The organism is Chryseobacterium sp. HNCC26DJ239, from assembly GCF_057180445.1.
Genome location: NZ_JBXUGJ010000001.1, coordinates 684148 through 695422 on the forward strand (window position 1 = coordinate 684148; position 11275 = coordinate 695422).

Annotated in this window: 11 protein-coding genes and 1 tRNA gene; 7 read left to right on the forward strand and 5 right to left on the reverse strand. The window is 33.6% G+C overall.

The features are described 5' to 3' along the window. Positions 1-59: 59 nt before the first annotated feature. The gene (gene rpsO, locus AC2A1D_RS03170) at positions 60-329 is read right to left on the reverse strand and encodes a 30S ribosomal protein S15 (protein WP_484042218.1); all 270 of its coding nucleotides are present in this window, start codon (positions 327-329) and stop codon (positions 60-62) included. Between the two features lie 135 nt (positions 330-464). Here rpsO and AC2A1D_RS03175 point away from each other — a divergent pair, with 135 nt between their 5' ends. The 4 genes from AC2A1D_RS03175 to AC2A1D_RS03190 all read left to right on the forward strand — a co-directional run bounded on the left by AC2A1D_RS03175 (position 465) and on the right by AC2A1D_RS03190 (position 3559). Beyond that, positions 465-1010, forward strand: a complete 546-nt coding sequence (locus tag AC2A1D_RS03175; RefSeq protein WP_484042219.1) for a pyruvate decarboxylase — start codon at positions 465-467, stop codon at positions 1008-1010. Between the two features lie 83 nt (positions 1011-1093). Continuing rightward, complete coding sequence (mgtE, locus tag AC2A1D_RS03180; RefSeq protein ID WP_484042220.1) at positions 1094-2416, forward strand: magnesium transporter; 1323 nt, start codon at positions 1094-1096, stop codon at positions 2414-2416. Positions 2417-2428: 12 nt separating this feature from the next. Further along, positions 2429-2815 carry a hypothetical protein gene (locus AC2A1D_RS03185; RefSeq protein ID WP_484042221.1) on the forward strand — a complete coding sequence of 129 codons (387 nt, stop codon included), beginning with the start codon at positions 2429-2431 and terminating at the stop codon, positions 2813-2815. A 6-nt stretch (positions 2816-2821) separates the two neighbouring features. After that, positions 2822-3559 (forward strand): ABC transporter substrate-binding protein, encoded by a 738-nt coding sequence (locus tag AC2A1D_RS03190; RefSeq protein WP_484042222.1) that lies wholly within the window; start codon positions 2822-2824, stop codon positions 3557-3559. A 184-nt stretch (positions 3560-3743) separates the two neighbouring features. Here AC2A1D_RS03190 and AC2A1D_RS03195 read toward each other — a convergent pair whose 3' ends face one another. Together AC2A1D_RS03195 and AC2A1D_RS03200 are read right to left on the reverse strand one after the other, a co-directional pair. Continuing rightward, on the reverse strand, positions 3744-4193 hold the full coding sequence (locus AC2A1D_RS03195) for a GAF domain-containing protein (protein WP_484042223.1): 450 nt from the start codon (positions 4191-4193) through the stop codon (positions 3744-3746). 11 nt (positions 4194-4204) lie between these two features. Further along, positions 4205-5632, reverse strand: coding sequence for a TonB-dependent receptor (locus tag AC2A1D_RS03200; protein ID WP_484042224.1), 1428 nt, complete (start codon positions 5630-5632; stop codon positions 4205-4207). A gap of 55 nt (positions 5633-5687) precedes the next feature. On the opposite strand from AC2A1D_RS03200, the gene AC2A1D_RS03205 reads away from it, so the two are divergent. From AC2A1D_RS03205 to AC2A1D_RS03215, 3 genes are all read left to right on the forward strand, one after another. Continuing rightward, on the forward strand, positions 5688-6449 hold the full coding sequence (locus AC2A1D_RS03205) for an MBL fold metallo-hydrolase (RefSeq protein ID WP_484042225.1): 762 nt from the start codon (positions 5688-5690) through the stop codon (positions 6447-6449). 79 nt (positions 6450-6528) lie between these two features. Then, positions 6529-6611, forward strand: a tRNA-Leu gene (locus AC2A1D_RS03210). Between the two features lie 118 nt (positions 6612-6729). After that, positions 6730-7899: a site-specific integrase gene (locus tag AC2A1D_RS03215; protein WP_484042226.1), complete on the forward strand. Its 1170-nt coding sequence runs from the start codon at positions 6730-6732 to the stop codon at positions 7897-7899. Here the strand turns inward: AC2A1D_RS03215 and AC2A1D_RS03220 are convergent. Together AC2A1D_RS03220 and AC2A1D_RS03225 are read right to left on the reverse strand one after the other, a co-directional pair. Next, complete coding sequence (locus AC2A1D_RS03220) at positions 7896-9719, reverse strand: hypothetical protein (RefSeq protein WP_484042227.1); 1824 nt, start codon at positions 9717-9719, stop codon at positions 7896-7898. The two genes, AC2A1D_RS03215 and AC2A1D_RS03220, sit on opposite strands and share 4 nt — an antisense overlap. After that, on the reverse strand, positions 9712-11274 hold the full coding sequence (locus tag AC2A1D_RS03225; protein ID WP_484042228.1) for a hypothetical protein: 1563 nt from the start codon (positions 11272-11274) through the stop codon (positions 9712-9714). The genes AC2A1D_RS03220 and AC2A1D_RS03225 overlap by 8 nt, the downstream gene beginning before the upstream one ends. Position 11275: the final 1 nt, after the last annotated feature.

The window sequence follows — 11275 nt, forward strand, 5'->3', positions numbered from 1 at the left end:
TCATGAAAAATAAAAAGGCAACCTCTTTCGAAGTTGCCTTGTTTTGAAAATTGTATTGATTATTTTCTTAATCCCAATTCAGCGATAATCGCTCTATATCTTGCGATATCTTTGTTTTTAAGGTAATCTAATAAGCTTTTTCTTTTACCTACCAATTTCACCAAAGATCTTTCTGTGTTGAAATCTTTGTGATTATTCTTCAAATGAGAAGAAAGGTGGTTAATTCTGAAAGTGAAAAGAGCGATTTGTCCTTCAGCACTTCCTGTGTCTTGTGCAGATTTTCCGTGTTTTGCGAAAATTTCTTGCTTTTTTTCGTTTGTTAAGTACATTCCAATATTGTTTAATGATTATTATGTAACAGGTGCAAAAGTACAACATTTTTCCGAAACTGAAAATATTACAATAAAATTATTTAAAAAAGCATCTCTTATCTCACTAAAAGACAGTATTTTTGCATTCGGAAAATGAAAAAACAACTACTCCTCTGTTTACTTACTGTTTTTAGTCTGAATTTTCAAGTAATTTCAGCCCAAAAAACACTTGATGATACGAATATACTTTACTTCAACCCAGAGGTAGAACCCGATGTTGAGGAGATTAAAGAACCTACCAATTTAGCATTCTTTAGCGCAGTTTCAGATAATGTAAGTTTACATAAAAGAACTCGAATGCTAAAAACTGAAACCCAACTCCCCTTTGAAACCAACGACCAGCAAACAATTTCGGATTACGCTCTAAATAATGACGCAGATTTTGTTACGGTTTCTAAAGTAAAATATTTCAAAGTTGGGCTTGGTAAATATGTTTTTTCAAACCAAGTTATTGTAAGCATGAAGCTTTTCGACAAGACAGGAAAACTGGTAACAGAATCTTCTTATGACACCTACAAAAAAAACATGCGTTTGTTGGGATCTGCCGAAAACTCCATCAAAATAGGAACCGCAGGAGCTTTAAAAGAACTTCAGAAAAATCTCAGAAAAATAAAACCTCAGAAAAAAACCAATATCTAGGTTTAAAAAATCCTTAAATTTAACCAGTTCGGCGGTCATTTTTAAAATTTGAGTTATTTTTGCATTGCTAAAAATATTACACCTTGAATCATACTGACGAACTTATCTTCAATCCTGCCGATATTGCCGAAAGACTTAGCGAATTACCCGCTGACGAAAGACTGTTGGCTTTTTTGAAAGTTCCGAAAGAGTATAAAGCAGATGTTTTCTCGCATTTAGACCCAGATTTCCAGGAAGAAACTATCCGAAGTATCGGTAGCGACGATGTTTCTGAAATCCTAAACGCCATGACTCCCGATGATAGAACGGCGCTTTTTGAAGATTTCCCAGACGAATTGATTAAATATTCCATTAATCATCTCAACCCACAGGAAAGAAGAATTGCACTTAAACTTTTAGGTTATAAGTCTAATTCTATTGCGCGTCTAATGACTCCATATTACATTCAAATCAGAAAGGAATGGACCATCAAAAGATGTCTGCAACAAATAAAAAAAGTAGGAAGCAAGGTAGAAACCATGAACTATCTTTATGTAGTTGATGAAAGAAACCGATTGATTGACGATATTGCATTAGGAAGTTTACTTCTTGCTGAAGAAGACACTTTAGTTTCAGAAATAACTGATAATCACTTCGTTGCCATCACCACCAACACAACAAAAGAAGATGCGGTACAATATTTCGAAAAATACGACCGCGCAGCACTTCCCATCATCACAGAAGCTGGAGTTTTGGTAGGAATTGTTACGATTGATGATATTTTAGACCAAATTGAGCAACAAAACACCGAAGACATTCAGAAATTCGGGGGTGTTGACGCACTTGATGACCCGTACATTCAAACACATTGGTGGGAAATGATTAAAAAGAGAGGACTTTGGCTCATTGTACTTTTCTTTTTACAGCTTATCACCGCTTCTGTAATGGGTTTTTACGAAAATGAAATCGAAAAAGCAGTTGTTTTAGCATTATTCATTCCGCTTATTATTTCGAGTGGCGGAAATTCTGGTTCGCAAGCTGCCACTTTGATTATCCGTGCAATGGCTCTACAAGAAATCACGATAAAAGACTGGTGGGTTGTTATGAAAAAAGAACTCCTTACCGGAATTGTTTTAGGAACATTTTTAGGTTTAATTGGTTTTCTTCGAATTATGATTTGGCACAAACTGGGCTGGTTCGATTACGGAACATATTGGCTTTTCATCGGCATTAGCGCCGGAATTTCTTTAGCTATGATTGTACTTTGGGGAACAATTTCTGGCTCTATGGTTCCGTTTATCCTTAAAAAATTCAAACTAGACCCCGCAACTTCATCCGCTCCATTTGTAGCTACTTTGGTAGACGTAACCGGTTTGATTATTTATTTCACAATTGCAGCGATGTTCTTAACCGGAAAACTTTTGTAAAACACATAAACGATGAAAAAAAACTTAATCATCACTTTTTTCACCATTTTCACCTATGGATTTTCGCAAAATACTTACAATACTGAAACAGGTACAATCCATCCATCTAAAGCTACAGTTTCTTTAGAAAACGAAAAAGCAGCCCTCGCAAAACAAATTAGAATTAATAAAATTGTAGGGTTTGCATTTGTAGGTTTAGGAACAGGAGCTATTATATACGGAATAAACATTATTAATACTCACAAAAACGATGAAGAAGGTGTAGGAAAATCAATAGGCATAATGTTTATAACCGCTGGAGGACTTCATCTTGGCGCTTCAGTACCTTTTTTTATTCGTGCAAGCAAAAAGAAAAGGGAAAAAGATTCACTTGAAAATATTTACAAACAAGCAAATTAAGTTACAATGAAAGTTGTTTCTCTCGTCCCCTCTATTACCGAGGCTTTATTTGATTTAGGCTTAACTGAAAACGAAATTATTGGTCGTACAAAATTCTGCATTCACCCTTCTAAAAAGGTAAAAAATGTTCCCATTATTGGAGGTACAAAAAACATCAATATTGAAAAAATAAAAGCACTAAAACCCGATTTAATACTTGCTAACAAAGAAGAAAATGTAAAAAAACAGGTTGAAGCTTTAATGCCAGAATTCAAAGTAACCGTAACCAATGTTGAAAATATTGAAGACAATTATTATCTTTTAAAAAGTTTAGGAAAAACATTCCACAAAGAAGAAATTGCCCAACTTTTTAATCTTAAAATTTATGAAATTCTTCAAAGCACCAAACTAAAATCACCCATTAAAGCTGCTTATCTTATCTGGAAAAACCCTTATATGACGATTGGTTCAGATACTTTTATTCATAAAATTTTACACGAAATAGGTTTCATTAATATTTTTAAAGACCAGAAACGTTATCCTGAAATTCAAGTTGAAGATTTAAAAGATGCCGAAGTTATTATGCTTTCATCTGAACCCTTTCCTTTTAAAGAAAAACATATTGAAGAACTGAAAGAAATTTACCCCAATAAAAAAATTATGATTGTTGATGGTGAAGCTTTTTCTTGGTACGGAACACATATTGCAAAGTGCGAAAGTTATTTTAAAGAATTAATGGCGGAATTTAATTCTGAAAACCTTTAAAAATTTGATTATAAAAATGTTTCGGGCGGGGAAAATCGAAGATTTTCCCCGCCCGAAACCAATAAAAATCTCCGGCTCGAAGAGCCGGAGATTTTGTTTATATTTTACTTATTAAAATTGATAGGATTGCACCGTACACTTTAATAAAACGTCACTTCGAGACTTTAAAATTACTTTAAATCTACTAAAGAATTTTTGCAACTTCTTCACAAAGCCACTCCAAAAGCTCTCTATCTTCGTCTGTGAATGGATTTATCGTATGAGAATCTATATCGATTTGCCCGATATTTTGTCCATCTTTAAAGATTGGAACCACAATTTCTGCTTTAGTATCGATAGAACAGCTTAAATAATTACTTTCTTCGTGTACATCTGGAACTACAAACGTTTCGTTTGATACCGCCACTTGACCGCAAATTCCTTTTCCGTAAGGAATAATCGTATGGTCTGTTGGAGCTCCAACATAAGGACCTAATTTCAACTCGTCTTTATCTCCGTTTTTGAAATAAAAACCTGTCCAATTGAAATAAGCAATCTCCTGATCCAAAAGATGACAAACTTTTTCTAGTTTCTCTTCTACATTATGTTTCGGACTTTCAAGAATAGACGAAAGTCTCTTTTTTAATTCTGACATATTTTAAAATTTTATGAGAATTGTTTTAATGAAAGTTCTTTTTTGTAACCAAACATACTTCTCTCCTTTATCATCTCTGCAACACCATCGGGAACTTGTTTTTCCCAACCTTCAATATTGCACGTAATTTTTCTAAGAATTTCTCTAGAGTAAATCTCAAGATATTCAGGATTGTAAGTAGTAATATCTACGATTCTTTCGTTGGTTTTAAAATACTTATAAAGCTCTTTTAGATTATCTCCCACTTTTAGAGTAGAAGAATCTAGCAACTCTTGCGTTTCTGGGTCTTTGTAAGGGTAAAGATACACTCTCATTCCATTTCTGAAGAATTTACCGAAAGCTTCCAAAATTCCACCAGAAAGGTTTTTATAATATTTCTCGTCAAACACCATCAACATATTATTTACCCCCATTGCTACACCAATGTCGCCACTTGTATAAGCAGAGAAATAATCAATCAATCGATAATATTCTGAGAAGTTTGAAATAATTACAGTGTATCCTAATTTTCCTAAAACATCTACTCTGTCTAAGAAATCTCTTTCATCAATATCGCCATCTGCACGAAGGTTTGAAATGGTAATTTCAATAAAAATCTCAGTCTGCTCTTGTGTACATTGAGAATCTTTCATAAACATATCCATCCCATTTTTCAGCATATCAATGTTTACCTTTGTTACAGGTCTGAAACTTCCTCTTACTGCAAAAATATTCTTTTTGTATAATAAATCTGCTGGAAGCATATTGTTCCCTTCCGAATTGAAAACCACCGCATCGGTCATTCCGTTTTTCACCAACTGCAGCGACATCAAACGATTATCTACATATTCGAAAATAGGACCGCTGAAATCAATCATATCAATCTCAAGATTATCTTTTGCGATATCGTCATAAAGAGATTCAATTAAGATTCTTGGGTTGTCTGAATATTTATAAGCTCCGTAAATTAGGTTCACCCCAAGATTTCCCAGCGTTTCCTGCTGTAACGTAGCATCATTTTCCTTGAATTTTACGTGAATAACAATTTCGTTATACTCCGCTTCTACATCGCTCTGAAAGCGAATTCCTACCCAACCATGACCTTTCATTGTTTTATCAAAGTTGATGGTCGTTACCGTATTGGCGTAGGAAAAGTATTTTCTGTTTGGATAATTTTCTCTAGAAATACGCTCTTCAATAAGAGCTACTTCATATCTAAGCATTTTGCGGAGACGGTTCTGGGTAACATATCTGTTTTTAACCTCTTTACCGTAAATGGCATCACTAAAATCTTTATCGTAAGCCGACATTGCTTTTGCAATAGTTGCCGACGCTCCACCTGCTCTAAAAAAATGTCGAACAGTCTCCTGCCCTGCTCCAATTTCTGCGAAAGTACCGTAAATAGTAGGATCTAGATTAATTGTCAATGCTTTTTGCTTGGGCGTAAGTTTCTGATACATTAGGACGTTTAAATTTTTCGTAAATTTACCAAAATTAAACCAACCTCAAAAGAAAATGAAGTTGAAATTTTTAGGCACCGGAACATCACAAGGCGTTCCCGTTATAGGTTGCAGTTGTGAAGTCTGTACCTCATCAAATCCAAAAGATACAAGATTCAGGTCTTCTGTAATGATTACCTCAGACGAAGGTAAAAAAATACTTATCGATTGTGGGCCCGATTTTAGACAGCAAATGCTTCTGAATCATGAAGGTCATATCGACATCACTTTACTCACTCACGAACACAACGATCATGTTATCGGTTTGGATGATATGCGACCGCTTATCTTCAAAAGTGGAAGAAACATGCCCATTTATTGCTTGGAGCGCGTAGGAAATGAAGTAAAGAATAGATTTCCATATGCTTTTGCAGATGTAAGATATCCTGGAGCTCCTGCTTTTGATTTACATCCTATTCATAACGATAAATTTAATTTTGAAGACGCAGAAATAGATCCTATTGCAGTTTTTCATCACAATCTTCCGATTTTAGGATATAAGTTTAAAAATCTAGCTTACATTACTGATGCAAGCTCTATAAACGATAAAGAAAAACTGAAAAATTTAGATGTTTTAATTGTAAACTGCATTCGTAAGTTTGATCCGCATCCTGCACATTTTATCCTTCCAGATGTTATAAAGTTGCAACAAGAGTTCAAACCTAAAAAAATATTTCTCACCCACATCAGTCATCACTTTGGACGTTATTCTATTGAGGAAGAACAACTTCCCGAAGGAATGCACCTTGCCTACGATGGATTGGAAATATTTTTTTAAAAATTTCTTCAAAATAATTTTTGAGTTTTAATAATTCTTTCTATATTTGCACACCGATTTACAGCACACTGTAACACTTGCCCAGGTGGCGGAATTGGTAGACGCGCTGGTCTCAAACACCAGTTCTTAGGAGTACCGGTTCGATCCCGGTCCTGGGTACCAAGTCGCTTAAAAAGCACTTAAAATTTAAAAACAGAGATAGTAGTATTTTTTACGAAATCTCTGTTTTTGTCGTTTAAAACAGGGTTTTCATAGCGGTTTCAAGAAAATTGAAACTAACATGAAAACAAAAAAAAATTGTCTTCTAGACACAAAATGGGGCACAAATAACATCTTTGTGACCAGCAAGCATTATTTTTCACTTAGAAACTACGTAAACAAAGACAAAAAATCTTTGATTTATCTCGTTATTACTGATGCAAAAGATAAATTTCGCATCAATACACATATTGCCGTGGTGCCAAAATATTGGGATAACGCAAAAAAAAGACTGAAAGATTCTGAAAACTTCGAGGAAATAAATCTTATTCTTGATAATATCGAATCTCGATTAACTACCATTAGAACTCAATACGTTTTGCAAAGGCGACATCTTTCAGCAAAACAAATGCTGAAGCAATTTCAAAGCGAAACTCCCGATTTTGATTTTATCTCATTTTATAGACATCATTTAAAATTTCAGAAATACAAGCCTCAAACGATTAAAAACCATAATACAGTTATTAATAAACTTGTAAAATTCCAATCTGAAATCGCCTTTCACGAAATAACTTTGGAATTCTTCAAGCGATATCGAAAGTTTTATGAAGATAAAAATTCAGAAATTAGTTATCAAAGCGATTTGAAGTGTATTAAAACCTTTCTGAAATTAGCTCATGACGAAGGAATTAATCTGAACATCAATCTAAGCCAATTAAAAGTAAAAGTAGAAAGCACTAATCTAACCTACCTTTTACCTCATGAGGTTAAAAAATTGATTGCCTATTATTTTAATGAATTCATTAATCCTTCGCATATTTTACCGCTTGGTTACTTTTTATTTTCATGCTATACAGGTTTGAGAATTTCCGATATTAAACAAAGAACCCGTGAAGAGATTCTCGGAGAAATGTTTCAGTTTCAGCAACAGAAAACTGGTAATTTTCAAAGTATGAGACTCAATAATGATGCAAGAGCAATCATTAATCATCAACCCGATTTATTTGAAAAATGGATTGTCGAGCAGAAAATAAATGCGCATTTGAAAAAGATTGCGGAAGTCTGCAAGATTGATAAAAACATCACAATGCACGTCGGGCGACATACTTTTGCTACCACTTTCTATCGAAAAACAAAAGACATCAAGAGATTGCAGAAACTTTTAGGACATGCCAATATTCGGCACACCATGCATTACGTGCATTTGGTAGATTCTGAATCTCTTGATGATCTTGACTCAGTTACCTTTTAGTCTTTATTTTCCGTTGTTAATTCTATTTCATAGGTGCTTTCACCTATGAATTTTTTTTGCATATCCTTAATTGAGTGGAAAGAACCGTAACAATATATTTTATCTGAAGCAACCAGATCTCTCAATAAAAAATTATCACTTTTAAAAGTCCATCGAACTGGAACTGCCGTTAATCTATTTTGCACCCAATCATTATAAAAGTTATTATATATATAAGGTACAAGAAAAGAGTTCATATTTAAACAGCGGTTAAATCCACCTTGTAATCCCTCATATCTAATCAAAGAAACCATTGAATCTTCTTCCACCAATTCTACAGCCGTTATTACATCATCAACCGCACCATTTCCCGATGTTACAGGAAGCGGATAAGCTCCGATTTCCAAAGTTTCATATTCATTTTCTGAGTCATCGAATTCTGTTTTTATCTCCGTGCTTGAAATTAAGTACTTTGTATGCTCATACTCGTCTGGACTTCCTAACTTGACCACGTAAGCTTCACGTTCGTTAGGTAATATTTCTTTTAAATCAGTTTCCGAAAAAGATAAATCTTTTGCCGAGTTATAATTTTTATAATTCTTCATAAAGTAAACATAATTTCCAGAGATAATCATTTTGTACTTACGTGCTTTTCGTATTGAGTTAATCAAATTTCCAAATGTAATATCAGGCACGTAATCAACAGCTCTTACATCAAGCGTTTTCCATTGGTAACTATAACCAGGACTCGGCCCTGTTGGAATTAAAAAAACTGAAAAATTCTTTTTCACATCAGTACCTCTACCATCGTATTCTATAGTTACAGAAATTTTCAATACAATATTCGTCCACGTCGTAAACTCTGGAAGAAGTTTCTGAACATCAACCTGTCCACTTGTAACTGTTTCTGAGAGATCTAAAGTATAAATGGTGACGATACCTTGATAATTCGTACATTTTAATTCTGCATGAAAAGAAACAATTTTGTCCCCATCTTCCAAAACTGAAAAGTAATATTCTCCTATAATAGTATCACTTATTGAAGTTTCTTGAGTAACTTGATATCTTTGCCCTGTGTAAAACTTTGCCGGATCAGGCGATAAAACCACCATTGCACGCTTTTCCGCTATATACTCTCTTTTTTCAAATGGAATATTACTGTGATTAAGCATCGCATACCTTAATTCCGGATCATTTAATATATCGCCTGCCAAGATTAAATTCTCAGATGCAAATCCAACTTGAAGAATATGAAATAAATAAACGAAAGCTTTATAACTATAGTAAATGTTATCAATTGGATCATAAATCGAACCGAATGAGCCCGACTTATAATAATTATAAACTCCCCTTCTTTTATATTTTTTTTCATCATCACTATATCTCTGAACTTCTACAGCAGGAAAATTAATATTAACTTCTGGATACTTTTTATCAAGCACTAATAAAGGATAATTATTATCATATCCTTTTTCAATAACATCTAAATCCAGTTCTGCTAGTTTTTTCGCGAAAACAGACAAACTGCTATATCCAAATTCAAGCTGCAGTTTAATTTTTTTATTAACACATCCCACAAACTTTAAATAACCAGGATAAGCGACTCCCTCTTGCCAAACCGTACCATAATCCTTTCTTTTTCTATTTTCTAAATTGATATTACTCGGATCTCCATAAATTCGGATTAACTCATCGGTTAAATATTGCTCAAAAGGATAAGACCAACCCGCGACTAAATCTTCCGAAAAATCCTGATTCGATTCATTGATGGTAAAACCATTTCGAGGAATTTCAATCTTAAATTTCTCGTCTTTTTCGTAAAAAACAATACTGCTATTCATTGATGATAAATTCTAAGGTAAATTCATTAAGCTCACGCATTGAAGATTCTTCTTGCAATTTTTCGGAGATACAAACTGCTTCTATTTTTTTTGTTGGATCATCGCCAAAAATCCAACAACGGTTTGAAGCCATTAATTCTAAAACTTTTTCGGTCTCAGAAAGTAATTTCCACCCAGTATTCAAAGACATTTTTTTTGTTCTGATATACCCTGCTTTTTTCGCTTGAAAATACACAGGTAAGTCGTTGATGAAGTGCGAAAACTCCACATTTTTTTCATTATGACCCGTGAAAGTTATTCCGTTAAAATTATTGTTTTCATCAAGCCAAAAAACATTGATTGAATTGGTTTGCCACGGAAAATTGATTCCTTTTATCGTGTACGCAGATTCGATTAAATTCAAATAATTTTGATCGTACTTATACAAAGGATTTGCCGTTAATAACGCTTGAACCGTTGCAAAACCAGACGAAAATCCATTTGAAAAACCTGCTGAAATTCCGCTTTCATTCGCAAAATGATACTTTTGAATAAACATCATCTGAAAGATATTATCTTCTTCCGAATTCGCCTGTTTATTGTAGGATTTTGAATATTCTTTAAATTTAAAAGTAACCGTTTCGAAAGGATATCGATACACCAATGGAAGCCAAGTATTCCAACTCAAACTTCGCTCCACCGTCGAACCATCTTCCGGAATATTCTTCGATTTTCCTGCATGAAATTTTAAACCTGTAAATTCTTCAAACAAAATTTCATTAAAATCTTCATCGTAAATTGAAACTTTAAGATCAACCAAAGCGGGCTTCATATCTAGATTTTTGGCAGTAAAAAACGATTCGATTTCAGCTTCCGAAAGATAGATATAGGGTTGTATTTCTTTGCCTACGTTCAACTCGCAAAGATCACGATAAATAACATGTCTTGATTTTACAGAGTAAGTGGTTTCTTTGAAAGTAATTATAAAAAACAAGTCGACAAACCTACCCATTTTCGATTCTATGTTAATTATATTTTCATCTAAACAAAACAAATACTGTGGTTGATTTATATCCGTTGAAATTGTTCCCGGATTTTTTATATTTAATTTTACAGGAATTGTTTTTGTTTCAATTGTATTTCCATTTGAAATCTCCTTAACAACTATTTGAATTTCAGAATCAAAAATACCTTCTTGTAAGGTTTGAGTATTTTCTATTTTAAGAGCAAGAACATAAATACCTCCATATCTTTCATCAGTAAGTATTTTAGTAGCCCCAAAAGTAAACTCACCTGATAAAACTCCTACTGAATTATTTCCCGGCAATGCACTGGTGAATGACCATGTAATATCTAAAGTATCAACAGCATGATCTTCTATGTAATTTTTAATAGTTACAGTAAAATCTTGCTTTTTGGTTGAAGTACTGCCTAACAAAATATCAAAATTTAAAACCGAAGGCAAGTTCCATGGCTCTATAGTGGTAGGAAGATTATTTGAACTGCCATTTGCGTTTGGATCAAAAGGATCATTTGGATCAAATGGTGGATTTATTGGATTTCCGTAACTAGGCATA

Excerpts from the sequence above, each read along its gene's own strand:
- AC2A1D_RS03205 (WP_484042225.1), top strand. The coding sequence starts at position 5,688 with ATGAAGTTGAAATTTTTAGGCACCGGAACATCACAAGGCGTTCCCGTT.
- AC2A1D_RS03200 (WP_484042224.1), bottom strand. The coding sequence starts at position 5,632 with ATGTATCAGAAACTTACGCCCAAGCAAAAAGCATTGACAATTAATCTA.
- AC2A1D_RS03190 (WP_484042222.1), top strand. The coding sequence starts at position 2,822 with ATGAAAGTTGTTTCTCTCGTCCCCTCTATTACCGAGGCTTTATTTGAT.
- AC2A1D_RS03185 (WP_484042221.1), top strand. The coding sequence starts at position 2,429 with ATGAAAAAAAACTTAATCATCACTTTTTTCACCATTTTCACCTATGGA.
- AC2A1D_RS03195 (WP_484042223.1), bottom strand. The coding sequence starts at position 4,193 with ATGTCAGAATTAAAAAAGAGACTTTCGTCTATTCTTGAAAGTCCGAAA.
- rpsO (WP_484042218.1), bottom strand. The coding sequence starts at position 329 with ATGTACTTAACAAACGAAAAAAAGCAAGAAATTTTCGCAAAACACGGA.
- AC2A1D_RS03175 (WP_484042219.1), top strand. The coding sequence starts at position 465 with ATGAAAAAACAACTACTCCTCTGTTTACTTACTGTTTTTAGTCTGAAT.
- AC2A1D_RS03220 (WP_484042227.1), bottom strand. The coding sequence starts at position 9,719 with ATGAATAGCAGTATTGTTTTTTACGAAAAAGACGAGAAATTTAAGATT.
- AC2A1D_RS03225 (WP_484042228.1), bottom strand. The coding sequence starts at position 11,274 with ATGCCTAGTTACGGAAATCCAATAAATCCACCATTTGATCCAAATGAT.
- AC2A1D_RS03215 (WP_484042226.1), top strand. The coding sequence starts at position 6,730 with ATGAAAACAAAAAAAAATTGTCTTCTAGACACAAAATGGGGCACAAAT.